Raw genomic sequence first — 25,449 nt, 5'->3', positions numbered from 1 at the left:
GCTGAGCACCGGCTCAACTGGGACGGCCCAGCAGAACCATACTGCGTTCGGCGTTCATTTCGCCCTGATGATCAAAGCCCAAGTGTCTCTGTGGCTGGCCGGTCAGTGCAGCGCGTTGCTGTTGGTATTCATCAAACGACAGGCCGCGACGGCTCAGGGCCTCCAAAGCCAACTGCTTGGTTTCTTCAGCGGTGTAGGGGCGCGATTCAGGCGATGGATGGGTCGCACAACCGGCAAGGAAGGCGCTGACAACTATTAAGGAAACAGCCAGGAAATGGTTCATGGTGGAGGCCCTGCAAAGGAGGTTTCGAGTCAATGAACACAGGCTACTCCCGCCCTTGCGCAGTGAAAAATCACCGTCCGTGATAGTCGCTATCAACCGTTCAGACACCTGCGATAGCCAGCCCAGCATATTCATTTAAGATCTATAAATATGGAAATACGTTCATTTACGGAATAACCGTAACCCTTTATAAATGGCCTCACACCGAATCAACACTGTTCGCCACGCAACTGTTGCGTCAGCAACAGCCATTCAACAAAACACCAGGCAACGAACAGCTTCACTTTTCAGCAGTGAGCCTGCAGCCCAAGCCAATCAAGGCCTCCAGCCGTTGGTACAGCTCTTGCTCAACACGTTTCACTTCACCTGTTATGTACCCCTGTTGAAAAAGGAACTGTTCATGACCCGTCCCCTGAATGTCGTTGCCCTGTCCGGCGGAACCTGGCGCCCATCGCGCACCCTGGTGCTGACCCAAGCCGTGCTGGCCGAACTGGCCACGTTGCTGGCGATCCAGACCACGTTGATCGAGCTGGGCGACATTGCCCGGCCCTTGGGCGGTGCCCTGTCGCGTGATGAACTGCCGGCCGAAGTCGAATCGCAACTGTTGGCCATCGAACAGGCCGACCTGCTGATCGTCGCCGCACCGGTGTATCGCGGCTCCTACCCTGGGCTGCTCAAGCACCTGTTCGACCTGGTCGGCCTCAACTCGCTGATCAACACGCCGGTATTGCTCGCCGCTACCGGCGGCAGCGAACGTCACGCGCTGGTGCTCGATCATCAACTGCGCCCGCTGTTCAGCTTCTTCCAGGCACTGACCCTGCCGATCGGCGTGTACGCCACCGAAGCCGACTTCACCGACTACCAAATAACCAGCGAGCCCTTGAAGAGCCGCATACGCCTTGCAGCAGAACGCGCAGCCCCGTTGTTTGCCGCGCACTCCCCTTCTCTGCTGAAAATCGCCTAAGGATTTGTCATGGATGTTTTCTGGTTTCTGCCGACACATGGCGACGGTCATTACCTTGGCACCACCCAAGGTGCGCGCCCGGTCACCCTCAATTATCTGAAGCAAGTTGCGCAAGCGGCTGACAGCCTGGGTTACTACGGCGTACTGATTCCTACCGGGCGTTCGTGCGAAGACTCCTGGGTCATCGCCTCGGCGTTGGTGCCGCTGACCGAACGCCTGCGTTACCTGGTCGCGATTCGCCCGGGCATCATTTCGCCCACCGTCTCCGCGCGCATGGCCGCCACCTTGGATCGTTTATCCAACGGGCGTTTGCTGATCAACGTGGTGACCGGCGGCGACCCCGACGAAAACCGTGGTGACGGCAGCTTCCTCGACCACAGCGAACGCTACGAAGTCTCCGACGAATTCCTGCAGATCTGGCGCCGCGTATTGCAGGGCGAATCGGTGGATTTCGAAGGCAAGCACCTGCGCGTACAGAACGCCAAGGCGCTTTACCCACCCGTGCAGAAGCCGTATCCGCCGCTGTATTTCGGCGGTTCTTCCGACGCCGCCCACGACCTGGCCGCCGAACAGGTCGACGTGTACCTGACCTGGGGCGAGCCACCCGCCGCCGTCGCGGAAAAACTCGCGGATGTGCGCGAACGCGCCGCACGCCACGGCCGCACGGTGAAGTTCGGCATTCGCCTGCACGTGATCGTGCGCGAAACCGAAGAAGACGCCTGGAAAGCCGCCGACAAACTGATCGAGCACATCAGCGACGACACCATCGCTGCCGCACAAAAGTCCTTCTCGCGGTTTGACTCCGAAGGCCAGCGCCGCATGGCGGCCTTGCACGACGGGCGCCGCGACAACCTGGAAATCGCCCCCAACCTGTGGGCCGGCGTCGGCCTGGTGCGCGGCGGTGCCGGTACGGCATTGGTCGGCAACCCGCAGCAAGTGGCCGAGCGCATCAAGGAATACGCCGACCTGGGCATCGAGAGCTTCATTTTCTCCGGCTACCCGCACCTGGAAGAGGCGTACCGCTTTGCCGAACTGGTGTTCCCGCTGCTGCCGGAACCCTATGCGAGCCTTGCCGGGCGCGGCGTCACCAACCTCACCGGCCCGTTTGGCGAAATGATTGCCAATGATGTGCTGCCAAAAACGAAGGCCTGAGTGCAGTGAGATCGGCTCTATGTAGGCGCGTTTTATTGTGGCGAGGGAGCTTGCTCCCGTTCGACTGCGCAGCAGTCGCCGGCTTTTAGGGGCGATTCGCACCCCAGCGGGAGCAAGCTCCCTCGCCACAAAAGCCAGCGCCCACATTTGGGCTTCATTGCCAAACAGACATTGAGGAACCACCGTGACAGCCAAACCCCACAGCGTCCTGCCCTCGCCGCTGCAAACCGCCAAACTGCTGGCCGCCGAATTCGCGCTCACCGCCGTCGAACGTGACGAGCGTGGTGGCACACCGAAAACCGAACGTGACGCCCTGCGCCACAGCGGCCTGTTGGCCCTGAGTATTCCCACCCAATACGGCGGCCTCGGCGCGCGCTGGAGCGAAACCCTGGGCATCGTGCGCGAATTCGCCAAGGTCGACAGCTCCATCGCCCACGTCTTCGGCTTCCACCACCTGATGCTCGCCACCGTGCGCCTGTTTGCGCGACCGGACCAATGGCAACCCTGGTTCGAGCAGACCGCGCGCAAAAACTGGTTCTGGGGCAACGCCCTCAACCCGCTGGACACGCGCACGGTGGTCAAGGATTTCGGTGGCTGGCGTGAATTCTCCGGCAAAAAAAGCTTCTGCTCCGGCGCCAGTGACTCGGAAATGCTCATCGCCTCGGCGGTGGATGAAAGCGCTGGCGGCAAACTGCTGATCGCGGCGATCCCCAGCGGGCGCAGCGGCATCACCTTGCACAACGACTGGAACAACATCGGCCAGCGCCAGACCGACAGCGGCAGCGCCAGCTTCGAGCGGGTGCGCGTCGAGGAATCGGAATTGCTCCTTGACCCAGGCCCGCTGAGCACACCCTTCGCCTGCCTGCGCCCGCTGATCGCACAGCTGACGTTCACGCATATGTTTCTCGGGATTGCCGAAGGCGCCTTTGACGAAGCGCGCAATTACACCCTGACCGAAACCCGCTCGTGGCACAAATCCTCGACCGACGACGTACGCCAAGACCCTTACGTGCTGCATCACTACGGCGAGTTCTGGGTGGCCCTCGAAAGCGTGCGCCTGCTGGTTGAACGCGCCGCCGAGCTGCTCGACCAGGCCTGGGCCAAAGGCCCCAACCTCAGCGAACACGAACGCGGCCAATTGGCCATTGCCATCGCCACCGCCAAAGTCGCCGCCACCCGCCAAGGCCTGGACCTGTGCAGCCGCCTGTTTGAAGTCACCGGCGCGCGGTCCACCCACGCCTCGCTGCGCCTGGACCGCCACTGGCGCAACCTGCGCACACAAACCTTGCACGACCCGGTGGACTACAAACTCCACGAACTGGGGGACTGGGCGTTGAACCAATCCCTGCCGATTCCCACGTTTTATTCCTAAGAGAGGTGCCCATGCAGCTTTTAACCTTACCGCCCTCGCCCGCCCTTGCGACCTCGATCCGCGCCACGGCCCAGGTCTTCGAAGACCCCAAATCCCAGGCGCTGCTCGACCACATCCAGCAAGTGGCGCCCAGCGAAGCGAGCGTGCTGATCATCGGCGAGACCGGCACCGGTAAAGAGCTGGTGGCGCGCCACATTCATAATCTGAGCGCGCGGCGTAACCGGCCGTTCGTGGCAGTCAACTGCGGGGCGTTCTCTGAATCCCTGGTGGAAGCCGAACTGTTCGGCCATGAAAAAGGTGCGTTTACCGGCGCACTCAGCGCCAAGGCCGGCTGGTTCGAAGAGGCCGACGGCGGCACCTTGTTCCTCGATGAGATCGGCGACTTGCCGATGGCGATCCAGGTCAAGCTGCTGCGGGTATTGCAGGAGCGCGAAGTGGTGCGCCTGGGTTCGCGCAAGAGCATTCCAATTGATGTGCGTGTACTGGCCGCGACCAACGTGCAGTTGGAAAAGGCCATCAACGCCGGGCATTTTCGCGAAGACCTCTACTACCGCCTCGACGTGGTCAGCCTGGAGCTCAGCCCGCTGCGCGAGCGCCCCGGCGATATCCTGCCGCTGACCCGGCACTTCATCCAGGCCTACAGCCAACGCCTGGGTTACGGCCCGATCACCATCAGCCGCGAGGCCGAGCATAAGCTCAAAAGCTACAGCTGGCCGGGCAATATCCGCGAGCTTGAAAACGTGATTCACCACACCCTGTTGATCTGCCGTAACGGCGTGATCGAACGCGATGATTTGCGCCTGTCGAACATGCGCATCGAACGCCAGGACGACAGCCAGCACGGCACCGACAACAGCGCCGAAGCGTTGCTGGCGCGGGCCTTTCAAAAGCTGTTTGAGGAGCAGGCCGGCGCCCTGCATGAAAAGGTCGAGGACGCGTTATTGCGCGCGGCTTATCGCTTCAGCCATTACAACCAGGTGCACACTGCCAACCTGCTGGGCTTGAGCCGCAACGTCACGCGCACGCGGCTGATCAAGATCGGCGAGTTGGCGGTAAACAAGCGCCGCCCTGGCGAAAACGTGCAGGGCGAACGGATGCTGCACTTATCCATTTAGGCGGCAGTGCAACGCGTTGTCATGGCTGCGCTCAAAGCTGCGCAGAACCTGGAACGAACCGAAGGTCACCGCCGTGGCCTGGTGGGCGCGGATCAGCGTCCAAAAATCTTCTTCGCCGTGCTCAAAGCATTTAAAGGCCGCCTCGCCCTCCTCGCGCGAGCGCCATTGCAGGTAATTGAGCACCCGCCGCCCGTCATCGCTGACCTGCACACTCGCATTGATAAAGCCGCCATGGCCCTGGGCCAAGCGCTCGCTTTGGGTGGACAAGGCCGCCACCAGCGCCAGTTGCTGCTGGGGCTCGATCTGAAACTCGATCAGTTGAGTGAAGCCGCGATTTTTCTCTGATACCTGCATGAACACTCCCCTTTCTCTGTAGGCAGAATCTTGCGATTCGATGCCACGCAGGGTAAAACCTCTAGTTAAGTCAAGGTCAAGCGTTGTTTCGGAGTTTTTCATGCTCAACAAAGCACTTACCGTCGGCCAATTGGCCGCCCGCAGTGGCGTGGCGGTTACGGCTCTGCACTTCTATGAAGCCAAGGGGCTGATCAAGAGCAATCGCAATGCCGGCAACCAGCGCCGCTATCCACGGGATGTGTTGCGGCGGGTGGTGGTGATCAAGATCGCCCAACGCTTGGGCATTCCGCTGGCGACGATTGGCGAGGCGTTGCAGACCTTGCCGGATGGGCGCACACCGACGACTGAGGACTGGGAACGGTTGTCGGCGCTGTGGCGAGAGGACCTGGATGAGCGCATCAACAAGTTATTGCTGCTGCGCGACAAGCTCAGTGGGTGTATCGGCTGTGGGTGTTTGTCGTTGGAGGCGTGCCCGTTGCGCAATCAGGATGACCTGCTTGGTGAGCGTGGGCCCGGCGCGCAGTTGTTGGAGCCCACCCCCGACACCTGATCTGCAAACCCAATCAGTGTGGGAGCTGGCTTGCCTGCGATGCAGACACCTCGGTATGCCAGTGACACCGTGGTGTTGCTATCGCAGGCAAGCCAGCTCCCACATTTGATCTCAGTTGAGGCTAGAACCCAGGTGCAATCTGGCCTTTGTAGCGCGTGAGGATGAACTGGCGCACTTCATCGGAGTTCAGCGCCTTGGCCAGCTTCTGGATACCCGGGTCGTTGATGTTATCCGGCCGCGCCACCAGGTACTCGACGTACAGCGATTTGCCCTTCTCCACAATCAACGCACTGTTGGTATCAATCCCCGCCTCCAGTGCGTAATTGGCAAACACAAACGCCAGGTCCACCTGGCTCACCGAACGGGCCAGCAAGGCGCCTTCCAGTTCACGGATTTTCAGGTGCTTGGGGTTCTGCGCGATATCACGCGGGGTGCTGAGGGTGTTGCCCGGGTCTTTGAGTGTGATCAGCCCGGCCTCATCCAGCAGCACCAGCGCGCGGCCGGTATTCACCGGGTCATTGGGGATCGACACGGTGGCGCCGTCCTTCAATTCAGCGATGTTTTTGATCCGCGTCGAATAGGCGCCAAACGGCTCGATATGCACGCCCACCACCGGCACCAGGTCGGTGTGGCGAGTCTTGTTGTAATCATCCAGAAACGGCCGGTACTGGTAGTAGTTGGCGTCGATGTTTTTCAGCGCCAATTGCTGGTTGGGCTGGATGAAGTCGGTAAAGACTTTGATCTGCAGATCCACGCCCTCCTTGGCCAGCACCGGTTTGACGAACTCGAGGATTTCCGCGTGGGGCACGGGGGTCGCGCCCACCACCAATGTCTCGTTGGCGAACGCATTGAACGACAGGACAGCAGCCAAAATGGCCAGGGACTTTTTCATGAATGCTCCACGATCAGCTTTATAAGAATTAACGGCGGCTATAGCGCGCCACCAAACGGTCACCGGTCATCTGCAGGGCCTGCACCAGCACCAGCAAAAGCACCACGGTGACCACCATCACGTCGGTCTGGAACCGCTGGTAGCCATAGCGAATCGCCAGGTCACCCAGGCCGCCGCCGCCGATCACCCCAGCCATCGCGGTGTAGTCCACCAGCACAATCGCGGTGACGGTGACCGCCGCCAGCAGCCCAGCGCGAGCCTCCGGCAGCAGCGTGTGGCGGATCACCTGCCAGGTACTCGCACCCATGGATTGGGTAGCCTCGACCACACCGCGGTCGACTTCGCGCAACGCGGTTTCCACCAGCCGTGCAAAAAACGGCGTACAGCCCACCACCAGCGGCGGGATGGTGCCCGGCACCCCAAGGGAGGTGCCGACCAGCAAGGTGGTCAGCGGGATGAGCACAATCAGCAGGATGATGAACGGCAGCGAACGCAGCACGTTGACCACCACCGACAACAACCGATACACCACCAGCGCTTCGTGCAATTGACGCTTGCCGGTCAGAAACAACAACACGCCCAGCGGCAACCCCAGCAACACGGTAAAACCCAGGGCGGCGCCGAGCATGCTCAGGGTTTCCAGGCAGGCTTGGCCGATGTCGGCCCAATAGATGTGTTTGAACAATTCGGCCATGGCTTATGACCAGTCGTGACGTGGCGGCTTGGTGCCATTGAGCAGCCAGTTGCCCACCACGTGGTATTTCCAGCGCACCGGGTCATGCAGCGTGTGCACCCGCGCATTGCGCCAGTGGCGGTCGAAGTTGTGCTTCTTCAGCGTCGAGCGGGTGCCGCCGAGTTCGAACAGCTTGTTGCTGGCTTCGATGGCGATTTCAGTGGTCAGCACCTTGGCCCGCGCCACCGCCAGGGAAGCCTGGGCGACGTTGTCTTCATTTGGCGCCGGGCGTGCCGCGTCCAGGGCCAAACCGGCGCGCTCCAACAGGGCTTCGGCGGCTTCCAGGCGAATATCCAGGGCACCGACCTGAATGATGGTCAGCGGGTCTTCGCTGGCTTTTTCCACCCCGGCGTCGATCCACGGCCGGGCGAATTGCTGCACGAATTGCACGGTGTCGCGCAAGGCGGCACGGGCGATGCCGGCGTCGATGGCGGCGGTGGTCAGCTGTGCAAAAGGACCGGCAAGGGTCGGCGAGTCGTAGGATTTATGCGTAGGAAACAGATTAAAGGCCGGCACCCGCAGGTTTTCCGCGAGCACAGTACCGCTGGAGGTAGTGCGTTGGCCCATGCTGTCCCAGTCATCGACTACCACCAGCCCTTCGGTGCCGCGCTTTACGAAGGCCAGTTGCGCATTTTGCTGCTCATCCAGCGCTAAAACCGCCAGCCAATGGGCATACAGCGAACCGGTGCAATAGCCTTTGCGACCGTTGATCACATAGCCGTCACCTTCGCGTCGAACAGTGGCCTGGATGTCCTGCACGTTCTTGCCGCCGGTTTCCGACAGCGCATTGGCAAAACGATGACCTTGCAGCGCCAGGCCGAAAAAATACGCCTGCTGCTCGGGTGTGCCTTGCAGGCGGATGTCTTCGAGCAGGCAATAGTGGTTCTGCGGGATTTGCCCCAGCGACGGGTCGGCCGCCGAGATAATCGCAATCACTTGGGCCAGCACCGCGTAGGAGACTTGGGCGCCACCAAATTCGCGCGGCACGCTGATGCCCCACAGGCCGCTGTTGGAATACAAATCCACCACGTTGGCGGGCACCTCGCGGGTGCGGTCGCGTTCGGCGTCCTGCTCGAGCAGCACGGCGGCGACACGATGGGCGACGGCAATCGCCTGGGCTTCATCGCGGATCAGGTCGGCGTGGGGCGTGTGAATCGGGTAATCGGCAGATACAGGCAGTACAGACATACAACGCTCTCGGGCGAATGGTTTGCCTGGTCTATTGCAGCTTCTGTGCCGAGCCCGGAAACCGCTGGGTTGGCCGTAAAATCGGGATCCAAAAGCGCCTTTGGCGCAGCAGTCTGCCTGTTCACTGTTGCCTGGCCAACACCTCGTCGGCTACCCGCAGGCCGCGCGATACGTGGCCTATAGTGAAAAGGCCGTGCCTCCAAAACCACCACCAAGGAGAACGATATGAGCGTTAAACCTATTCCCGAGGGTTATCACAGCGTCACGCCTTACATGGGCATCGACAACGCGAGCGAGGCCATCGAGTTTTACAAGAAAGCCTTCGGCGCCACCCAGGTCATGCGCCTGGACATGCCCGACGGCAAAGTCGGCCACGCCGAGCTGCGCATTGGCGACTCGGCAATCATGCTCGGCTCACCCTGCGCTGACATGGCCCTGCGCAACCCGGCTGAACACACCAGTGTCGGCCTGCACCTGTACGTGAACGACGTGGATGCGCAATTCGAACAAGCCGTTGCAGCAGGCGCCAGCGTGGTGTCTGAGCCGAAGGATCAGTTCTATGGCGACCGCTCGGCGAGCGTGAAGGATCCGTTTGGGCACCTGTGGTTTTTGGCTACGCGCAAGGAAGACCTGACCGAAGCGCAGATCCGTGAGCGCGCCATGGCGATGTTCAAGCAAGGCTGAATTGCCTGGTCCCATACACATCCAAATGTGGGAGCGGGCTTGCTCGCGAAAGCGGTGTATCAGGTAACAAATCAGGTGACTGAACTGACGCTTTCGCGAGCAAGCCCGCTCCCACACTGGGTCTTCATCGTTTGGAAGATCGGGCTCCTACACACTTCATGAACAACCCCTCCACGTTTTCCCCCTTGCCCCGAACGCTGGGTGATTCCACGATGCAGGCAATCATCACAAGGAGTCATTCCATGTTCGCCGGATTCCAAAAAGACCACTGCCACGTCAATGGCGTGGACATCAGCTACCGCAAAGGCGGTACAGGTCCCGGTCTGCTCCTGCTGCACGGGCACCCGCAAACCCATGTCATCTGGCATAAAGTCGCCGAACAGCTGGCTGAGCATTTCACTGTGGTGGCTGCCGACCTGCGCGGTTATGGCGACAGCAGCAAGCCGCCAGCAGATGAGCAACACGCCAACTACTCGAAACGCGAAATGGCCCGTGACGGCGTCGAACTGATGCAGGCCCTGGGCTTGGAGCAGTTCTCGGTACTGGCCCACGACCGTGGCGCCCGCGTTGCCCATCGCCTGGCGCTGGACCATCCAAAAGCGGTACAGCGCATGGTGTTGCTGGATATCGCGCCGACCCTGTCGATGTACGCCCAGACCGATGAAGCGTTTGCCCGCGCCTACTGGCACTGGTTCTTCCTGATCCGCCCGGCGCCGTTGCCGGAAGCCTTGATCGAGAGCAACCCCGAGCTGTACCTGCGCAGCGTGATGGGCAGCCGCAGTGCCGGCCTCAAGCCGTTCACCGATGAGGCCTTCGCCGAATACCTGCGCTGCCTGCAACTGCCGGGCACTGCGCGTGGTATCTGCGAGGACTACCGTGCTGCCGCCGGTATCGACCTTGAGCACGACCAGGGGGATATCGACGCCGGCAACCACCTGAACCTGCCGTTGCTGGTGATGTGGGGCGCCGAAGGCACCGTCGGCCGCTGTTTCGAGCCGCTCAAGGAATGGCAGAAAGTCGCCACCGACGTGCGTGGCAAGGCCCTGCCGGCCGGCCACTACATAGCTGAAGAAGTCCCTGAACTGTTGCTGGGCGAAGTCCTGACCTTCCTGCGCTGAATGCTGTAACCCCGTGACCTGAAAGACCCGCCTCGCAGGCTGCTGATGGCCTGCGACGGGTTCTGCTTGCCCAAAAAACGATTGAGATAATAACAATGACACTCAAAAAACTGCTGGGAACCCTGTACGTACAGGTGCTCATCGCCATTGCGCTGGGCGTGTTGATCGGCCACGTCTGGCCGCAAGTCGGCATCGACCTCAAGCCCCTGGGCGACGGGTTTATCAAACTGATCAAGATGATCATCGGCCCGATCATCTTCTGCACGGTGGTTTCCGGCATCACCAGCATGCACGATGTGAAACAGGTGGGCCGGGTTGGCGGCAAGGCGCTGCTGTACTTCGAAATCGTCTCCACCATCGCCCTGCTGATCGGCATTCTATCCGCGCACCTGCTGCACCCCGGCGTGGGCTTCAATATCGATGTGAAGACCCTGGACAGTTCGGCCATCGCCGGGTTTGTCGGCCAGGCGCAGCACAGTGAAGGCGTGACCGGTTTTCTGCTGAACGTTATTCCGGGCACCTTTTTCGATGCCTTCGCCAAGGGCGAAATCCTGCCGGTGCTGTTTATTTCCGTACTGTTCGGCCTGGGCCTGGTAATGGTCGGCGAAAAGGCGCGGCCACTGGTGGGCGTTATCAACCAGGCCAGCGAAGTGTTTTTCCGCATCGTCGGCATGATCAGCCGCGTCGCCCCGATCGGGGCCTTCGGCGCCATTGCCTTCACCATCGGCAAGTACGGGGTGGGTTCGCTGCTGCCGCTGCTGAAGTTGGTCGGCACCTTCTATATCACCGCGTTTTTCTTTGTCGCGGTGGTGTTGGGCAGCATCGCGCGTTACGCCGGCTTCAGCATTTTCAAGTTGATGGGCTATATCAAGTCAGAACTGTTGATCGTACTCGGCACCAGCTCCTCGGAGTCGGCGCTGCCGCAACTGATCCAGAAACTCGAAAGCCTCGGCGCATCCAAAGGCGTGGTGGGCATCGTGGTGCCGACCGGCTACACCTTCAACCTCGACGGCACCAACATCTATATGACGTTGGCGGTGCTGTTCCTGGCTCAGGCGACCAATACGCACCTGCCACTGGAGCAACAACTGACCTTGCTGGCGGTGGCCATGCTTACCTCCAAGGGCGCGGGCGCCGTGGTCGGTGCGGGCTTTGTGGCATTGGCCGCAAGCCTGGCGGTGGTGCCGACCGTGCCAGTGGCGGCGATGGTGCTGATTTTGGGCGTCGACCGCTTCATGGCTGAATGCCGCTCACTGACCAATATCATCGGCAACGCCGTCGCCGCCTTGGTGGTGGCCGCGTGGGAAGGCGAGCTGGACCGCGAAAAAATGGCGCCCATCGCCCTCAAGCATGGCCGCCATGCACGCGCTGCGGCGCAGGCGAAGATCGCCGCCGAGTAAACCCATCCCCTGTGGCGAGGGAGCTTGCTCCCGCTGGGCTGCGCAGCGGCCCCAAAAAACATGGGAGCGCTGCGCACTGAAGCACCAGCCCGGTCCAGCGGCAGCGAGCTCCCTCGCCACACCGGTGCTATTCTGGCGGCTCATGTCGCCATGCCTGTTTCTGATGACTAATAAGAAAGATACCGTGCCCCTACCCGAAGACCTGCGGGTGTTCCTGACCGTGATCCGCAAAGCGGGTTTCGCCGCCGCCGCCGATGAGCTGGGGCTGTCGCCTGCGTATGTCAGCAAGCGCATCCAGATCCTCGAAACCACCCTGGCCACCCGCCTGCTGCACCGCACCAGCCGACGTATTGCGCTGACCGAAGACGGTGAACGGGTGCAGCGCTGGGCCGTGCGCATCCTCGAAGACTTCCAGCAACTGTCCGACGAACTCAGCGACGCCCATGACAGCCCGCGCGGGCATCTGCATGTGTGCAGCAGCTTCGGCTTTGGCCGCAACCACGTGGCGCCGGCCCTGTCATTGCTGGCCGAACAGTACCCGGACCTGGAGATCCGCCTGGACCTGTTCGACCGCGTGGTGGACATCGTCAGCGAAGGTTTCGACCTGGAGATCCGCGTGGGCGATGACATTCCCGGCCAGCACATCGGCCGGCGCCTAGTGAGCAATCGTCGGGTACTGTGCGCCGCGCCGGCCTATCTCAAGCGGCGCGGCACGCCACAGCAGTTAAGTGACCTGGAACAGCACGACTGCCTGGTGCTCAAAGAGCGCGACAACGCCTTCGGCATCTGGAACCTGGAGCGTGATGGCGCCCCCGAAAGCGTGCGCGTGCGCGGGCCACTGTCTTCCAACAATGGCGAAATCGTATTGCAGTGGGCGCTGGACGGGCGCGGTGTATTGCTGCGCTCGATGTGGGACGTAAAGCCGTTGCTGGAACAAGGCAAGCTGGTGCAGGTGCTGCACGCCTACACCCAGAGCGCCAACGTATGGGCGGTGTACCCGACACGCTTGGCCTACTCCGGGAAATTAAGAGCCTGTGTGGAGTTTTTGCAGGAGCACTTCAAGGGGTTGTCGATCTGACGCGGCGGCGGGTGCTAATCGTGCTGCTCATCCCTGTGGCGAGCAGGCTTGCCCTGCGCAGCCCAACGCGAGCAAGCTCGCTCGCCACAGGGGTGTGGGGTTGGCAGTAAGCGTGTGGGAGGCTTCAACAACGTTTGTCTTCGCACACTGCACCGCGTCGATTGGCGCTGTACCCAAGCAATGCAGTCATGACCAGCAAGGCCGTCAGCGGCACCCCATGAAACAACACAATCACCTGCGCCGGCGTCCACGTCAGGTAGAACGGCCCGACCACCAGCATGCCCACGCCGAAGCCGGCCATCTGAATCAGGGTCAATAAGCTGAACAGCGGCAGGCGCAAGCTATCCGGCTCGCTTTGCGCGCGGGAGACCAGCGCGACCTCGGACACGCCATCGCCCAGCCCGGCCCACACCACATACAGCAGTGCCAGCCATAGCTCGGTTTGCTGGAAGGTCAGGATAAAGCCGCTGGACATCAGCGCCACGCCCAGCATGAACAGGCCTTCCATGGCCTGAGTGCCGCGGCGTTTCAACAGCGTACTGGCGATTCGCGCACCGACGAACTTGCCACATGCCCAGACCGCCAGCAGATACCCCATGACGGTCTTGGCCGTGTCCGGCGAAATGTACTGCGACAGCACCGGCCAGCCGACGTTATGCGCCGCGCTGCCGAGGGTGTCGAGCAGGCTGATCAACAGCATCGCCGCCAGCACCGGGGCGCCCCGCAGGCCTTGGGTCAGCTCGCGCCATTCGGCTGAGAGCCCGCGATGCGCGGCAACGGCCACCGAATACAAAGCGCGCAACGGCAGGATCAGGCCGGCGGCCAATACGTAGGTGCCGATATTCACGGCAAACACCGCCTCAAAGCCTCCCGTGGCGATCAATAGCCCGGACAGCAAACTGCCAAACACCGCGCCGGTGGCCGCCGCCGAGGTGATCCAGGCATTGGTGCTCACCCGCTGCTCCAGTGCCACCCAGGTTGGCAATTGACTGTTCAGGCCAATCGCGAACAATGAATTACACACGCCAATGCCAAATGCGATGAAAGGCAGGACGCTCAGTTGATGCGCCGGTACCAACAGCAGCAGCGGCGTCAGCAACAGCGCCCGGGCCAAGTCAAGCCCCGCCAAGGTGCTGCGCCCCGCGAAGCGCCGGAAAAACGGGATGCCGAACAGGCTGGCGACAATCCCGCCGGTGACGCGGCAGGCCAGAAAAATACTGACGAACACCACGCTTTGGCTGAGCCAATAGACATAGGTGGACAGCGCCACCATGTTGAGGAATGCGCCAAAATCCGAGACGCCACGGGCGAAGATGATCAAGCGTGCGTTGCGGGTCGACAGCGTTGATTCAAGATCAACGTTGAGCACGTCCATGTCAGGAATTTCCTTTTCTTATAATGAGCCGACTTCCTTGTCGGTCCCACTTAAGTCCAAGGCGCCGGGCGTGTCAACTGAGCCAGGGGTTGGCCGCCAAGTGTTGGCGCTCGAAGGCCTTGATCTGCTCACGGCGCTGCAACGTGCTGCCAATTGCATCCAGGCCGAGCACCAGCGCGGTCTTGCGTAGGGTGTCGATCTTGAATGCAATGACCTGGCCATCGGCCAAACGAATTTCCTGGGTTTGCAGGTCCACGCTGATCTGCGCGTGGGCAGGCGTGCTGACGGTCTGCCCGAGTTTGTGCAACACCGCCTCGTCCAGGGTAATCAACAACACCCCATTGCGCTGGCAGTTGTCATAGAAAATCCCGGCAAAGCTGCTGCCGATCAGCGCGCGGATGCCCATTTGCTTCAAGCCCCACACCGCATGTTCACGGCTGGAACCACAGCCGAAGTTCGGCCCCACCACCATAAAGCTCGCGCCCTGCCAGGCCGGCTGGTTCAGCACGAACTCAGGGTTGGGCTCGCCCGACGCCAAAAAGCGCAGGTCGAAGAACAGCCCACGGTCGAGGCCGCTGCGGTCGATACCTTTGAGAAATTGCTTGGGCATGATCACATCCGTGTCGATATTCGCCGCCAGCATCGGCGCGGCTTTGCCGGTAACCAGGGTGAAAGGTTGCAGGCTCATGCGCGGTCTCCAAAGTGGCGAATATCGGTGAGGCGGCCAGTGATCGCGGCGGCGGCGACCATTGCCGGGCTCATCAGGTGCGTGCGGGCACCCGCGCCCTGGCGGCCTTCGAAATTACGGTTGGTGCTGGAAGCGCAGCGGTCGCCGGGGGCCAGCACGTCGTCGTTCATCGCCAGGCACATCGAGCAGCCGGACTGCCGCCATTCGAAACCGGCGTCGATGAAGATTGCCGCCAGCCCTTCGGCCTCGGCCTGGTCACGCACCTCGGTGGAGCCGGGCACGATCATCGCCCGTACATGCTCGGCCACGTGTTTGCCGCGCACCACACTGGCCGCGTCGCGCAGGTCTTCGATACGGGCATTGGTGCAGGAGCCGATAAACGCGTGGCTGATCACGATATCGCTGAGCGGCATGCCGGCTTCCAGACCCATATAGTTGAGGGCGCGGCGCATGTCCTGGCGCAGGATCAGGTCGCTGACGTCTTGCGGGTCGGGTACACGCGCGCCAATCGGCGCAGCCTGGTCGGGGCTGGTGCCCCAGGTGACCATCGGCTCCAGGGTGTTGGCATCCAGCTGCACTTCCTGGTCGAACACCGCGCCTGCGTCCGAATGCAGTTGGCGCCAGCCCACCAGTGCCTGTTCCCACACCTCACCCTTGGGCGCGCGGGGCTTGCCTTTGAGGTAGGCGAAGACTTTTTCATCCGGCGCCATGAAGGCGCCACGCGCACCGGCTTCCACCGCCATGTTGCAAATGGTCATGCGCGCCTCGACGCTCAGCGCATCGATGGTCGAACCGCGAAATTCAATGGCGTAACCGGTGGCACCGGACGCGCCGACCTTGCCGATCAGCGCCATGATCACGTCTTTGGAGGTGAGGCCTGGCGCCAGCTCACCTTCAACCGTCACGCGCATGCTTTTCAGGCGTTTATAGACCAGCGTCTGCGAGGCCAGCAAATGCTCGATTTCCGAGGTGCCGATGCCAAAGCCGAATGCACCGAGGGCGCCGTAGGTGGTGGTGTGGCTGTCACCGGCGGCGATCACCATGCCCGGCAGGATGAAGCCCTGCTCGGGGGCAATCACGTGTTCGATGCCTTGGCGTTTGTCGAGGATGTCCAGCAGCTCGATGCCGAAATCCTGGCAGTTCTGCGCCAGGTACGACACTTGCCGCGCGCCGCCCGCGTCGGGCATGGCTGCGATGCGCTTGGGCGTGGTGGGGTTTACATGGTCGACCACCGCCAATGCCGTGCCGGGGCGCCAAACCTTGCGCCCGGCCTCACGCAGGCCGCTGAAGGCCTGGGGGCTGGTGTACTCGTTGATCACCTGGCGGTCTATATAAAGCAGCACATGGCCTTGGTCATCCAGGGCGCACACCGTGTGGGAGTCGATGTGTTTGTCGTAAAGGGTTCTGGCAGTCATTTTTCTTAGGGCTCACGTTTCTTGAGGCTGGCTCAACGGCATAAGCCCATCCTACGCAGCCGCCCCGCCCCATCAATGGCGCCTGGGTGATGGCTTGGAACATGTTTCGTGTTCGATCAGCGCTTCAAGCCGCTGTGAATGTGAACCTGAAACATTTTCTTTCATATCCGGCTTAGGGATTTCTGATTCTCATCCGTCTTAACTTAGATACAGCCCGTCGCGTCAGCAAAAGCTACGACCGGCCTTTTCCGGGCCTCTTTCGCCCCCCTCCGATCAAGACCCTCATTCACATGTCGAAGAAGTCACGCTCAAAACTCTGGTTTCTCGTACACAGCTGGTTGGCATTGCCCATCTGGTTTTTTGTACTGATCGTCTGCGTCACCGGCACCCTGGCAGTGGTCAGCCAGGAAATCGTCTGGCTGGCCAACCCGGATATTCGCGCGAGCAAGCCGTCGGATGACGCGCAAATGCTCAGCTTCGACCAAGTGATCGCCGCCATCAAACGCGACGAGCCCAAGGCGATTGTGCAGTCGATCATCCGCCCGGACGAAACGCACTTCGCGCTCAGTGTCGACCTCAGTTACCCCGATGGGCGTTCCGTGGAGGTCTACGTCAACCCGTACACCGGGGCCATCCAGGGCATCAGCCCGTCGTTCGATTTCAAGCAATTTACCCGCGCCCTGCACGGCTGGTGGCTGGTGCCGTTCACCAATGGTTTCAGTTGGGGCTGGTATCTGGTCTCGGCGCTCGGCCTGCCGTTGCTGGCGTCGCTGGTGACGGGGCTGGTGGTCTACAAACGCTTCTGGAAGGGTTTTCTGCGCCCTACCCTGCGCATCCGCCACGGCGCGCGGATCTTCTGGGGCGATTTCCACCGCCTGAGCGGGATCTGGTCAATCTGGTTTATTGCGGTGATTTCCATCACCGGCACCTGGTTCCTGATCCAGGCGATCCTGGGGGATAACCAAATTTCCATCTCCAGCGAACCGATCGTCCCGGTGATTGCCCGCGAGAAAGTGCCAATGTCCGCGCCCGGCGTGCCGGCGCCGATGATCGCGCTGGACGAAGCCATCAAAATTGCCACCCAACGCATTCCCGGGTTGGATGCCACGTTTGTGTTCCTGCCGCTCAATGCCTACAGCCACCTGCAAATCGGCGGGCGCGGCTGGTATCCGCTGATGTTCCAGACCGCTCAACTCAACCCCTACAACGGCGAAATCGCGGTGTCACACTTGCTGTCCGACCGCTCGACGCTGGAGTTCGTCACCGAATCCATGCGCCCACTGCACACCGGCGACTTTGGCGGGCTGTGGATCAAGCTGATCTGGGCGTTCTTCGGCCTGGTGCTGAGCATGATGGTGTTGAGCGGCCTGCTGATCTGGACCAAGCGCACCGCCCTGGCCACGCTCAATGCCCTCAAGCGCGAAGCCAAGACGCAGCGTGCGCAGGCTGCCGCCCCCGCCCTGCAGGCTGAAACTTCGCAGGCCAACTCATGAGCAAGGTCACTCGCGCTACACCCCCTTCGCCGCTGCGCGCCTTTTGGCTGAAATGGCGGTTCCACATCAACATCCTGCTGTTGCTGGTGCCGCTGGGGTTCATGCCCAAGTACTTTGCCGATGCCGCGTTGTTTCGCGGCGACACCGGCATTGGTGAGCGGGTAGTCGGTGACGTGCAGGTCGGGCCGTGGAGCCTGAAACTCGCCGAATTTCGCAATGAAGGCCCACGCCCGGACCCGGCCGGGCCGATGAAATTCTTCAACGCCGCCCTGTGCGACACCTGCGCCGAGCAGGTCAAGGCCACCTACCTGCGTATCGGCAAACCGCGCAGCCTGCGCGCCGCCGGGGTGATCTTCTTCGGCACGCCGTACCGCATGGGCGCCGCCCTGCCGGTGCCGGAACGCACGCCGGCCGACGCCGAACTGTGGGTCACCATGGAAGGTTGGGACGGCACGATGCACCAGGGTTCCATCCCGCTGAGCCAGGCCTCGCCTGCCACCATTGCCTGGCTGAACAAGCAAGGAGTTAAACCATGACTTTGAAGCGCCTGACCCGCGCCGGCGCCGCGCTGTTGCTCGGCGCCGGTTTCAGTACCGTTGCCCTGGCCCACAACCCGATGTGCGAATGCAAAGAGATCGCCGGCGAGCAGATCCAGTGCACCGGGGGCTTTTCCGACGGCAGCGGCGCCCCAGGTGTGACCCTGGACGTGATCGGCTACGACGAAACCATCCTGCTGCCCGGCAAACTGGGCCAGGACTCGACCCTGACCTTCAAGAAGCCTGCGGCCGAGTTCTACGTGCTGTTTGACGCAGGCCCCGGCCACGTGGTGGAAATCGACCAAGCGGATATCCCACCTCAATGAGCACGACACAGGTTGTACGCCCGGCAGGCGCCGGCCACGAAACCCTCTACGTGCTGCTGCTGTGCCTGATCATCCTGGCGGTGGCCGGCTCGGTGATCGCCCTGCACGGTGAAACTCAGGAAGTCGCTGCACTGCCCAGCCACCAGTTGGACGCCCGCCGCGACCTCAGCGCCTCCGAGCAAGGCATCTACGCCGACCTGCGGGTGACCCTGGATGAGATCCAGCTGCTGCAACAGGAGCAAAGCGCCCTGCCGACGCCTGAGCAACTGGCCGAAGAAGGTTTCGCACCGTTTGCCCAGGACGCCAGCTCGGTCAGCCGAGGCGACCATCGCTGGCAGTTGCTGGAACCTTCGGCCTATGTGGGCCTGAGCCAGACGCCCAGTGCCAGCGGCTCGCTGCTGATGCGCGTGCACGGCGCCGAGCCGGATATCTGGCTCAACCGCCAAGCCAACCTCGCCGCCCCTTCCGACCTCACTGACCAGGCGCTGATCGCGGCCGGCTGGCAGCAGGTGGTCGCGCAATTCGATGCAGGCGTCACCCGCCAGCACCGTCACTGACCGAGAAGACCGAGTGCCCATGTCTATTTCATCTCCCCTGTTACGCGTGTTGCTGGTCAGCCTGTTCAGCCTGATGCTCGCACCGTTGGCGAATGCCGAGGCGGCTAAACGCCTGCGCATCGGCATCACCCTGCACCCTTATTACAGCTACGTAACCAACATCGTCGGCGACAAGGCCGAGGTGGTGCCGCTGATCCCGGCCGGTTTCAACCCGCACGCCTACGAGCCGCGCGCCGAAGACATCAAGCGTATCGGCACGCTGGACGTGATCGTGCTCAACGGCGTCGGCCATGACGATTTCGCCGACCGCATGATCGCCACCAGCGAGCGCCCGGACATCCCGGTGATCGAGGCCAACGCCAATGTGCCGCTGCTGGCCGCCACCGGCAATGCCGCACGCGGTGCAGGCAAGGTGGTTAACCCGCACACCTTCCTGTCGATCAGCGCATCGATTGCCCAGGTCAACAACATCGCCCGCGAGCTGGGCAAACTCGACCCGGACAACGCCAAGACCTACACCCAGAACGCCCGTGCCTACGGCAAGCGCCTGCGCCAGATGCGCGCCGACGCCCTGGCCAAGCTGACCAGCGCGCCCAACCCCGACCTGCGCGTGGCCACGGTGCACGCGGCCTACGACTACCTGCTGCGTGAGTTCGGCCTGGAAGTCACCGCGGTGGTTGAACCGGCCCACGGTATCGAGCCGAGCCCCAGCCAGCTGAAAAAAACCATCGACGAACTGCGCGCCCTCGATGTGAAGGTGATCTTCTCGGAGATGGATTTCCCGTCCACCTACGTCGAGACCATCCAGCGTGAATCCGGGGTCAAGCTGTACCCGCTGTCGCACATCTCCTACGGCGAATACACCCCCGAGAAGTACGAAGTGGAAATGACCGGCAACCTCAACACCGTGGTGCGGGCGATTCAGGAGTCGGGGGCATGACGGCGGCGGAACAACTGAAGGTGGCCAGCATTGGCCCGACGATTGAGTTCGACAAGGTGTCGCTGACCCTCGGCCGCACGGTAATCCTCGATGGCGTGAGCTTCCAGGTCCAGCCGGGCAGCATCCACGCGCTGGTCGGCCCCAACGGCGGCGGTAAAAGCTCGCTGATCAAGACCTTGCTGGGGCAAACGCCACACCAGGGCCAATTGCGCCTGCGATGGCCGTCCACGCCCGGCACCGTCGGCTATGTACCGCAAGCGCTGGAGTTCGATCGGGGCTTGCCGATCACGGTCGACGACTTCATGGCCGCCATGTGCCAGCGGCGCCCGGCGTTCCTTGGCCTGTCCAGGCATTACGCCGGGGCGATTGGCGAGGCGCTGGAACGCGTCGGCATGCAAGACAAACGTAAACGCCGTATGGGCGCGTTGTCCGGCGGTGAGCGTCAGCGTGTGTTGCTGGCCCAGGGCCTGATCCCGGCGCCGCACCTGCTGGTGCTGGATGAACCGATGTCGGCGCTCGATGAAGCTGGCATCCAGGTATTCGAACGCCTGCTGAGCGACTGGCGCCTGGCCGGGATCACCGTGCTGTGGATCGAACACGACCTGGAAGCCGTTGGCCGCCTGGCCGACCGCGTCACCGGCCTCAACCGCCGTGTGCTGTTCGACGCCACGCCAAAAGAGGCGCTGACCCCGGACCGCCTGCTGACCCTGTTCTCCACCCACCCCCGGAGCCCGGCGCAATGAGCTATGAAGCGTTTCGTTTAATGGTCCAGGGCTGGGCGTCTTCCGGGTATCTGCCGGAAGCGCTGGCCTATGGCTTTGTGGTCAATGCGTTGCTCGCCGGCTTACTGATCGGCCCGGTACTGGGCGGCCTGGGTACGCTGGTGGTGGTCAAGCGCTTTGCGTTTTTCTCCGAAGCAGTCGGGCATGCCGCGTTGACCGGCGTGGCCGTGGGCATTCTGTTGGGTGAACCCTACACCGGGCCGTATGGCGCCCTGTTCGGCTACTGCCTGCTGTTCGGCATCCTGCTCAATTACCTGCGCAACCGCACCGGTTTGGCGCCGGATACCCTGATTGGCGTGTTCCTCTCGGTGTCCCTGGCGCTGGGCGCGAGCCTGCTGCTGACGCTGGCCGGCAAGATCAACGTGCACATCCTCGAGAACGTGCTGTTTGGCTCGGTGCTGACGGTCAATGGCAACGATTTGCTGGTACTGGCCGTGGTTGGCTCACTGGTGATGGCCCTGGCGCTGCCGCTGTACAACCGCATCATGCTCGCCAGCTTCAACCCGCAACTGGCCGCGGTACGCGGTGTGGCGGTGAAGACCCTGGACTATTTGTTTGTGATTCTGGTGACGCTGATCACCGTGGCCGCGGTCAAGGTGATCGGCGCCATTCTGGTCGGCGCCCTGTTGGTGATTCCGGCAGCGGCAGCTCGCCTGCTGAGCCAATCGCTCAAAGGTTTTTTCTGGGTCTCGGTGGTGATCGCCACGGTGAGCACGCTGTGCGGCATTCTGCTGCCGATCATCTTCGACCTGCCTGTCCCGTCCGGCGCCGCCATCATTCTGGTCGCCGGTATCGCCTTCGCCTTCGCCGCCATCGCGCGCGGCACAGTGCCCAGCCTCAAAGGGAATCTTGGATAATGCGCCCTGTCTTTCGCCCACTGGCCTTGGCCATCGCCTGCCTGATCAGCACCTCGGTGCTGGCCGCCGTTGACGGGTTTAATCCCAACGACTTTAAAGTCAACCAAGGCCTTGGCCATGCCGCCCTGACCAAAGCCAAAAAGCCGGTCAAGGTCCTGGCCTCGCTGCCCATTACTTACGGCTTGGCCGAGGTACTGCTCAACGGCACCGACGTGAAGCTTGAGCGCGCTGCCCCGGCCAACCTGCCCGGCTCGCGGCAAGTGTCTTACTTCACCGGCCGTGGCGCGCCGACGTTGAATACCCTGGCCCAGGAGGCAGACGCCGCTATCGGCCTGCGCTCATTATGGGCGGATGACCCGCTCTACCCCGTGGCACGGCGCAGCAATATCCGAATCGTCGAAGTAGACGCCGCACGCCCGGTGGACGGCGGCTTGCCGGGTATCGCCGTGCAGCCGGGCAGCACCGATGGCTTGAACAGCCAGCCGTGGCAATCGAGCAATAACATGGGCCGCATGGCCGATGTGATGGCCGCTGACCTGAGCCGCCTGGCGCCGAGCGCCAAACCGAAGATCGACGCCAACCTCGCCGCCCTCAAGCAGCGCCTGCTCAAGCTCAACGCCGACAGCGAAGCGCGATTGGCAAAGGCGGACAACCTGAGCGTGGTCAGCCTGAGCGATCATTTCGCCTATTTGATCAGCAGCCTGAACCTGGAAGTAGCCAGCACCGATGCACGGCCTGATGCGGACTGGACACCCGAGGCGTTGCAGCAATTAACGGCCAGCTTGAAGGACAGCGACGTGGCCGTGGTGCTGCATCATCGTCAGCCGAGTGAAGCGGTGAAAACCGCGGTGACGGCAGGTGGTGCGCAGCTGTTGGTGTTGAACGTCGACAGTGCGGACCCGGTGGCGGAGTTGGAGACCAATGTGGATCAGGTGATCAAAACCCTGATGCCATAGGCGAGCGACTCTTCCAGTCGAGCTCGGTTCAAATGTAGGAGCTGGCTTGCCTGCGATAGCATCACCTGGCTATGCCTGATACACCGAGGTGTCTGCATCGCAGCGGTTCGGCGGTCCGACAAGCCAGCTCCCACACAAAAGCAGCTCTGTTTTTGATCTGTTCCTGCTGTGCTGTTGCCCTGCTTTTGCTTCAACCACTCAGGTCGGCTACTAGGCCGCCGTGCTGTAGATTTTGATCTTGATCTGACAGGCCCCGTTAACCACGCTGGCCGAACGCAGGCTTGAATCCGTGGGTAACCCTAAGCCGCCGTTACCGAAGTAATGGATATGTTCCCCCCGCCCACCAGTCACACCACATCCACCCCCACATGAATCGCATCATGCCGCCAGAACTCCAGGTCGCAGTCGATCAACCGCTGGTGCTGGTCATAGTTGACCCGGGCAATCCGCAAACCCGGGCTGCCCACCGACACGCGCAACGTGGCGGCGGCGTCCACCGGCAATGAGGTTGGCACAATCTCGAAGCGCACCCGCCCGTAATGCAGGTCGTACTTGCGCGCATACAGCTCGGTCATCGACTGGTTCAGGTCACAGTCCAGAATCCCCGGAAAATACTGCGGGTTCAGGTAGTGTTCCACATACAGCACCAGCCGCCCATCAATTCGCCGACCCCGGCAAATCTGGATCACGCTGGACAACGCCGGCAACTGCAACCACGCACACACCGCCGCCGACGCCGGTTGCAGCCGCGCCGAAATCACCTCGGTCGACGCCACGCGCCCCTGGTCGCTGACCATCGCGTGAAAGTGGCTGCGCTGCATCAGGTTATAGGCCAGCCGTGGCGGCGAAACGAACCAGCCTCGGCGCTCCTCGCGATAAATCTGCCCCTGAGCTTCCAGCTGTAACAAGGCTTCGCGCACGGTAATACGCGTGGTTCCAAACAACTCACTGAGCTTGCGCTCGGCGGGCAACTTACTGGCAGGCGGCAACAGGCCGTGGTCGATCTGCTCTTGCAGCGCCAGGCCGATGGATGTCACCGCCTTGATTGCCTCATCACGCATCAACGTTACCTATCTGGACTAGACCAGCACCGTTCAGGTGCACAAACCGCTCCGTAAATGGGCTTTGGCTACTGCTTGCCAGCCTAGGCACTACAGATGACCGACAGATGACAGTCCCTGCCAACGCCCGTCTCCACACCCTGCAATACATCGGCCAAGTCCAAGACCTGCGGGCACTTGGGCATGGTCTACGCTGAGCCTGGAATGAACGACAAAAGCGATTTAAAAACGACATCGACATGAAACTGTCATCCATCGAGCCTAGATTGGCTCAGGTATTGCTGACCTAGACCAAACGGGGCGATTCATCACTGATTTCTTGGGGCGCGCCGCCCCTCAGGCGCAACGCGCCCCAAGAAATCAGTGATGAACCGCCCCCCGCAAACGTTCATAAAAACGCCGCGTTGAAAACGCCCAAAGGAGCTTCGGATGAAAAAGCTTTTCCTGGCATCACTGTTAGGCTCGACCATTGCCATGTGCACCGCCGCCATGGCTGCTGATACCGATCTAAAGACTCTGGAAGCCGCCGCGAAAGCGGAAGGCGCCGTTAACAGCGTCGGCATGCCCGATGACTGGGCCAACTGGAAAGGCACCTGGGAAGACCTGGCCAAGACCTACGGCCTCAAGCACATCGACACCGACATGAGCTCGGCCCAGGAAATCGCCAAGTTCGCCGCCGAGAAAGACAACGCCAGCGCCGATATCGGTGACGTCGGCGCCGCCTTCGGCCCGATTGCGGTGAAACAGGGCGTGGCCCAGCCGTACAAACCGACCACCTGGGCACAAGTGCCGGATTGGGCGAAAGATAAAGACGGCAACTGGGCACTGGCCTACACCGGCACCATCGCCTTTATCGTCAACAAAAAGCTGCTGCACGGCTCCGAAGCCCCAAAAAGCTGGGCTGACCTGAAAACCGGTAAATACAAAGTCTCCATTGGTGACGTGAGCACCGCCGCCCAAGCCGCCAACGGCGTGCTGGCGGCTGCCCTGGCCAACGGTGGCGACGAGAAAAACATCCAGCCTGCACTGCTGATGTTTGCCGAGATCGCCAAGCAAGGCCGCCTGTCGCTGGCCAACCCGACCATCGCCACCATGGAAAAAGGCGAAGTCGAAGTGGGCGTGGTCTGGGACTTCAACGGCTTGAGCTACAAAGCCAAGATGGCCAACCCGGATGACTACGTGGTGCTGATCCCGTCGGACGGTTCGGTGATTTCCGGCTACACCACCATCATCAACAAATACGCCAAGCACCCGAACGCCGCCAAGCTGACCCGCGAGTACATCTTCAGCGACGCCGGCCAGACCAACCTGGCGCGCGGCAACGCCCGCCCTATCCGTGCCGAGCACCTGACTCTGCCGGCCGACGTGCAGGCCAAGCTGCTGCCGAACGAGCAGTACAAGAAAGTCACGCCGATCAAAGATGCCGACGCTTGGGAGAAAACCTCCAAGGCACTGCCGCAGAAGTGGCAGGAAGAAGTCATCATCAATATGCAGTAAGGCTTTAACCCACATTGGATGTCTATTGGAGATCCAATGTGGGAGCGGGCTTGCTCGCGAAAGCGGTGGATCAGTGAAAGAAG

General features: G+C 61.8%; 27 protein-coding genes. 18 read left to right on the top strand and 9 right to left on the bottom strand.

Translation table 11 applies throughout. From position 1 onward, the window contains the following. Positions 1-13: 13 nt before the first annotated feature. Positions 14-283: a hypothetical protein gene (locus tag ACA065_RS10315; protein ID WP_497695329.1), complete on the bottom strand. Its 270-nt coding sequence runs from the start codon at positions 281-283 to the stop codon at positions 14-16. Positions 284-683: 400 nt separating this feature from the next. Here ACA065_RS10315 and msuE point away from each other — a divergent pair, with 400 nt between their 5' ends. The 4 genes from msuE (at position 684) to ACA065_RS10295 (ending at position 4,886) form a co-directional block, all read left to right on the top strand. Next, complete coding sequence (gene msuE / locus ACA065_RS10310) at positions 684-1,247, top strand: FMN reductase (RefSeq protein WP_497694401.1); 564 nt, start codon at positions 684-686, stop codon at positions 1,245-1,247. A gap of 9 nt (positions 1,248-1,256) precedes the next feature. Then, positions 1,257-2,399: an FMNH2-dependent alkanesulfonate monooxygenase gene (gene ssuD / locus ACA065_RS10305; protein ID WP_497694400.1), complete on the top strand. Its 1,143-nt coding sequence runs from the start codon at positions 1,257-1,259 to the stop codon at positions 2,397-2,399. Positions 2,400-2,583: 184 nt separating this feature from the next. Beyond that, positions 2,584-3,771 carry an acyl-CoA dehydrogenase family protein gene (locus ACA065_RS10300; RefSeq protein WP_497694399.1) on the top strand — a complete coding sequence of 396 codons (1,188 nt, stop codon included), beginning with the start codon at positions 2,584-2,586 and terminating at the stop codon, positions 3,769-3,771. 11 nt (positions 3,772-3,782) lie between these two features. Beyond that, a complete protein-coding gene (locus tag ACA065_RS10295) occupies positions 3,783-4,886 on the top strand; it encodes a sigma-54 interaction domain-containing protein (protein ID WP_497694398.1) in 1,104 nt (367 codons plus the stop codon). Here the strand turns inward: ACA065_RS10295 and ACA065_RS10290 are convergent. Then, entirely contained in the window at positions 4,875-5,240 is a 366-nt protein-coding gene (locus tag ACA065_RS10290) for an antibiotic biosynthesis monooxygenase (RefSeq protein ID WP_497695328.1), read from the bottom strand. The two genes, ACA065_RS10295 and ACA065_RS10290, sit on opposite strands and share 12 nt — an antisense overlap. Before the next feature lie 100 nt (positions 5,241-5,340). Between ACA065_RS10290 and soxR the strand changes: the two genes are divergently transcribed. Then, positions 5,341-5,790: a redox-sensitive transcriptional activator SoxR gene (soxR, locus tag ACA065_RS10285; protein ID WP_497694397.1), complete on the top strand. Its 450-nt coding sequence runs from the start codon at positions 5,341-5,343 to the stop codon at positions 5,788-5,790. A 121-nt stretch (positions 5,791-5,911) separates the two neighbouring features. Here the strand turns inward: soxR and ACA065_RS10280 are convergent, their stop codons facing one another. From ACA065_RS10280 to ACA065_RS10270, 3 genes are read right to left on the bottom strand one after another with little or no spacing between them, the layout of a single operon-like run. Then, on the bottom strand, positions 5,912-6,682 hold the full coding sequence (locus ACA065_RS10280) for a MetQ/NlpA family ABC transporter substrate-binding protein (RefSeq protein WP_497694396.1): 771 nt from the start codon (positions 6,680-6,682) through the stop codon (positions 5,912-5,914). A 28-nt stretch (positions 6,683-6,710) separates the two neighbouring features. Further along, complete coding sequence (locus ACA065_RS10275) at positions 6,711-7,376, bottom strand: methionine ABC transporter permease (protein WP_497694395.1); 666 nt, start codon at positions 7,374-7,376, stop codon at positions 6,711-6,713. 3 nt (positions 7,377-7,379) lie between these two features. Next, positions 7,380-8,603: an SfnB family sulfur acquisition oxidoreductase gene (locus ACA065_RS10270; RefSeq protein ID WP_497694394.1), complete on the bottom strand. Its 1,224-nt coding sequence runs from the start codon at positions 8,601-8,603 to the stop codon at positions 7,380-7,382. 225 nt (positions 8,604-8,828) lie between these two features. On the opposite strand from ACA065_RS10270, the gene ACA065_RS10265 reads away from it, so the two are divergent. From ACA065_RS10265 to ACA065_RS10250, 4 genes are all read left to right on the top strand, one after another. Further along, positions 8,829-9,287, top strand: a complete 459-nt coding sequence (locus ACA065_RS10265; RefSeq protein ID WP_497694393.1) for a VOC family protein — start codon at positions 8,829-8,831, stop codon at positions 9,285-9,287. A 242-nt stretch (positions 9,288-9,529) separates the two neighbouring features. After that, positions 9,530-10,405, top strand: a complete 876-nt coding sequence (locus ACA065_RS10260; RefSeq protein WP_497694392.1) for an alpha/beta fold hydrolase — start codon at positions 9,530-9,532, stop codon at positions 10,403-10,405. A 95-nt stretch (positions 10,406-10,500) separates the two neighbouring features. Then, positions 10,501-11,805, top strand: a complete 1,305-nt coding sequence (locus tag ACA065_RS10255) for a dicarboxylate/amino acid:cation symporter (RefSeq protein WP_497694391.1) — start codon at positions 10,501-10,503, stop codon at positions 11,803-11,805. Positions 11,806-11,968: 163 nt separating this feature from the next. Next, on the top strand, positions 11,969-12,883 hold the full coding sequence (locus tag ACA065_RS10250; protein WP_497694390.1) for a LysR substrate-binding domain-containing protein: 915 nt from the start codon (positions 11,969-11,971) through the stop codon (positions 12,881-12,883). Between the two features lie 124 nt (positions 12,884-13,007). Here ACA065_RS10250 and ACA065_RS10245 read toward each other — a convergent pair whose 3' ends face one another. The 3 genes from ACA065_RS10245 to leuC all read right to left on the bottom strand — a co-directional run bounded on the left by ACA065_RS10245 (position 13,008) and on the right by leuC (position 16,361). Continuing rightward, the gene (locus tag ACA065_RS10245) at positions 13,008-14,258 is read right to left on the bottom strand and encodes an MFS transporter (RefSeq protein ID WP_497694389.1); all 1,251 of its coding nucleotides are present in this window, start codon (positions 14,256-14,258) and stop codon (positions 13,008-13,010) included. 73 nt (positions 14,259-14,331) lie between these two features. Further along, entirely contained in the window at positions 14,332-14,946 is a 615-nt protein-coding gene (gene leuD / locus ACA065_RS10240) for a 3-isopropylmalate dehydratase small subunit (RefSeq protein ID WP_497694388.1), read from the bottom strand. Beyond that, the gene (gene leuC / locus ACA065_RS10235) at positions 14,943-16,361 is read right to left on the bottom strand and encodes a 3-isopropylmalate dehydratase large subunit (protein WP_497694387.1); all 1,419 of its coding nucleotides are present in this window, start codon (positions 16,359-16,361) and stop codon (positions 14,943-14,945) included. The genes leuD and leuC overlap by 4 nt, the downstream gene beginning before the upstream one ends. Positions 16,362-16,651: 290 nt before the next feature. Here leuC and ACA065_RS10230 point away from each other — a divergent pair, with 290 nt between their 5' ends. The 8 genes from ACA065_RS10230 to ACA065_RS10195 are packed head-to-tail and all read left to right on the top strand — an operon-like array spanning position 16,652 to position 22,808. After that, positions 16,652-17,854: a PepSY-associated TM helix domain-containing protein gene (locus tag ACA065_RS10230; RefSeq protein WP_497694386.1), complete on the top strand. Its 1,203-nt coding sequence runs from the start codon at positions 16,652-16,654 to the stop codon at positions 17,852-17,854. Beyond that, entirely contained in the window at positions 17,851-18,390 is a 540-nt protein-coding gene (locus ACA065_RS10225; RefSeq protein ID WP_497694385.1) for a PA2404 family protein, read from the top strand. Before ACA065_RS10230 ends, ACA065_RS10225 begins: the two co-directional genes overlap by 4 nt. Next, complete coding sequence (locus ACA065_RS10220; protein ID WP_497694384.1) at positions 18,387-18,716, top strand: hypothetical protein; 330 nt, start codon at positions 18,387-18,389, stop codon at positions 18,714-18,716. The genes ACA065_RS10225 and ACA065_RS10220 overlap by 4 nt, the downstream gene beginning before the upstream one ends. Next, complete coding sequence (locus tag ACA065_RS10215; protein ID WP_497694383.1) at positions 18,713-19,273, top strand: DUF6162 family protein; 561 nt, start codon at positions 18,713-18,715, stop codon at positions 19,271-19,273. Before ACA065_RS10220 ends, ACA065_RS10215 begins: the two co-directional genes overlap by 4 nt. Positions 19,274-19,292: 19 nt before the next feature. Next, on the top strand, positions 19,293-20,213 hold the full coding sequence (locus ACA065_RS10210; protein WP_497694382.1) for a metal ABC transporter substrate-binding protein: 921 nt from the start codon (positions 19,293-19,295) through the stop codon (positions 20,211-20,213). Further along, on the top strand, positions 20,210-20,956 hold the full coding sequence (locus ACA065_RS10205) for a metal ABC transporter ATP-binding protein (RefSeq protein WP_497694381.1): 747 nt from the start codon (positions 20,210-20,212) through the stop codon (positions 20,954-20,956). The genes ACA065_RS10210 and ACA065_RS10205 overlap by 4 nt, the downstream gene beginning before the upstream one ends. Continuing rightward, entirely contained in the window at positions 20,953-21,852 is a 900-nt protein-coding gene (locus tag ACA065_RS10200) for a metal ABC transporter permease (RefSeq protein ID WP_497694380.1), read from the top strand. Before ACA065_RS10205 ends, ACA065_RS10200 begins: the two co-directional genes overlap by 4 nt. Further along, on the top strand, positions 21,852-22,808 hold the full coding sequence (locus tag ACA065_RS10195; protein WP_497694379.1) for a metal ABC transporter solute-binding protein, Zn/Mn family: 957 nt from the start codon (positions 21,852-21,854) through the stop codon (positions 22,806-22,808). Before ACA065_RS10200 ends, ACA065_RS10195 begins: the two co-directional genes overlap by 1 nt. 347 nt (positions 22,809-23,155) lie before the next feature. On the opposite strand, the gene ACA065_RS10190 is transcribed toward ACA065_RS10195, so the two are convergent. After that, a complete protein-coding gene (locus tag ACA065_RS10190) occupies positions 23,156-23,869 on the bottom strand; it encodes a UTRA domain-containing protein (protein ID WP_497694378.1) in 714 nt (237 codons plus the stop codon). 429 nt (positions 23,870-24,298) lie between these two features. Between ACA065_RS10190 and ACA065_RS10185 the strand changes: the two genes are divergently transcribed. Then, complete coding sequence (locus ACA065_RS10185) at positions 24,299-25,366, top strand: ABC transporter substrate-binding protein (protein ID WP_083359270.1); 1,068 nt, start codon at positions 24,299-24,301, stop codon at positions 25,364-25,366. Positions 25,367-25,449: the final 83 nt, after the last annotated feature.

The organism is Pseudomonas sp. LBUM1640 (genome assembly GCF_059716225.1).
The sequence above is the reverse complement of the archived record's forward strand: the minus strand, read 5'-3'. Positions and strand labels throughout refer to the sequence as shown.

Bases quoted from the DNA above. Each gene is read 5' to 3' on its own strand.
- ACA065_RS10315 (WP_497695329.1), bottom strand. From the start codon at position 283: ATGAACCATTTCCTGGCTGTTTCCTTAATAGTTGTCAGCGCCTTCCTT.
- msuE (WP_497694401.1), top strand. From the start codon at position 684: ATGACCCGTCCCCTGAATGTCGTTGCCCTGTCCGGCGGAACCTGGCGC.
- ssuD (WP_497694400.1), top strand. From the start codon at position 1,257: ATGGATGTTTTCTGGTTTCTGCCGACACATGGCGACGGTCATTACCTT.
- ACA065_RS10295 (WP_497694398.1), top strand. From the start codon at position 3,783: ATGCAGCTTTTAACCTTACCGCCCTCGCCCGCCCTTGCGACCTCGATC.
- ACA065_RS10290 (WP_497695328.1), bottom strand. From the start codon at position 5,240: ATGCAGGTATCAGAGAAAAATCGCGGCTTCACTCAACTGATCGAGTTT.
- soxR (WP_497694397.1), top strand. From the start codon at position 5,341: ATGCTCAACAAAGCACTTACCGTCGGCCAATTGGCCGCCCGCAGTGGC.
- ACA065_RS10280 (WP_497694396.1), bottom strand. From the start codon at position 6,682: ATGAAAAAGTCCCTGGCCATTTTGGCTGCTGTCCTGTCGTTCAATGCG.
- ACA065_RS10275 (WP_497694395.1), bottom strand. From the start codon at position 7,376: ATGGCCGAATTGTTCAAACACATCTATTGGGCCGACATCGGCCAAGCC.
- ACA065_RS10270 (WP_497694394.1), bottom strand. From the start codon at position 8,603: ATGTCTGTACTGCCTGTATCTGCCGATTACCCGATTCACACGCCCCAC.
- ACA065_RS10265 (WP_497694393.1), top strand. From the start codon at position 8,829: ATGAGCGTTAAACCTATTCCCGAGGGTTATCACAGCGTCACGCCTTAC.
- ACA065_RS10260 (WP_497694392.1), top strand. From the start codon at position 9,530: ATGTTCGCCGGATTCCAAAAAGACCACTGCCACGTCAATGGCGTGGAC.
- ACA065_RS10255 (WP_497694391.1), top strand. From the start codon at position 10,501: ATGACACTCAAAAAACTGCTGGGAACCCTGTACGTACAGGTGCTCATC.
- ACA065_RS10250 (WP_497694390.1), top strand. From the start codon at position 11,969: ATGACTAATAAGAAAGATACCGTGCCCCTACCCGAAGACCTGCGGGTG.
- ACA065_RS10245 (WP_497694389.1), bottom strand. From the start codon at position 14,258: ATGGACGTGCTCAACGTTGATCTTGAATCAACGCTGTCGACCCGCAAC.
- leuD (WP_497694388.1), bottom strand. From the start codon at position 14,946: ATGAGCCTGCAACCTTTCACCCTGGTTACCGGCAAAGCCGCGCCGATG.
- leuC (WP_497694387.1), bottom strand. From the start codon at position 16,361: ATGACTGCCAGAACCCTTTACGACAAACACATCGACTCCCACACGGTG.
- ACA065_RS10230 (WP_497694386.1), top strand. From the start codon at position 16,652: ATGTCGAAGAAGTCACGCTCAAAACTCTGGTTTCTCGTACACAGCTGG.
- ACA065_RS10225 (WP_497694385.1), top strand. From the start codon at position 17,851: ATGAGCAAGGTCACTCGCGCTACACCCCCTTCGCCGCTGCGCGCCTTT.
- ACA065_RS10220 (WP_497694384.1), top strand. From the start codon at position 18,387: ATGACTTTGAAGCGCCTGACCCGCGCCGGCGCCGCGCTGTTGCTCGGC.
- ACA065_RS10215 (WP_497694383.1), top strand. From the start codon at position 18,713: ATGAGCACGACACAGGTTGTACGCCCGGCAGGCGCCGGCCACGAAACC.
- ACA065_RS10210 (WP_497694382.1), top strand. From the start codon at position 19,293: ATGTCTATTTCATCTCCCCTGTTACGCGTGTTGCTGGTCAGCCTGTTC.
- ACA065_RS10205 (WP_497694381.1), top strand. From the start codon at position 20,210: ATGACGGCGGCGGAACAACTGAAGGTGGCCAGCATTGGCCCGACGATT.
- ACA065_RS10200 (WP_497694380.1), top strand. From the start codon at position 20,953: ATGAGCTATGAAGCGTTTCGTTTAATGGTCCAGGGCTGGGCGTCTTCC.
- ACA065_RS10195 (WP_497694379.1), top strand. From the start codon at position 21,852: ATGCGCCCTGTCTTTCGCCCACTGGCCTTGGCCATCGCCTGCCTGATC.
- ACA065_RS10190 (WP_497694378.1), bottom strand. From the start codon at position 23,869: ATGCGTGATGAGGCAATCAAGGCGGTGACATCCATCGGCCTGGCGCTG.
- ACA065_RS10185 (WP_083359270.1), top strand. From the start codon at position 24,299: ATGAAAAAGCTTTTCCTGGCATCACTGTTAGGCTCGACCATTGCCATG.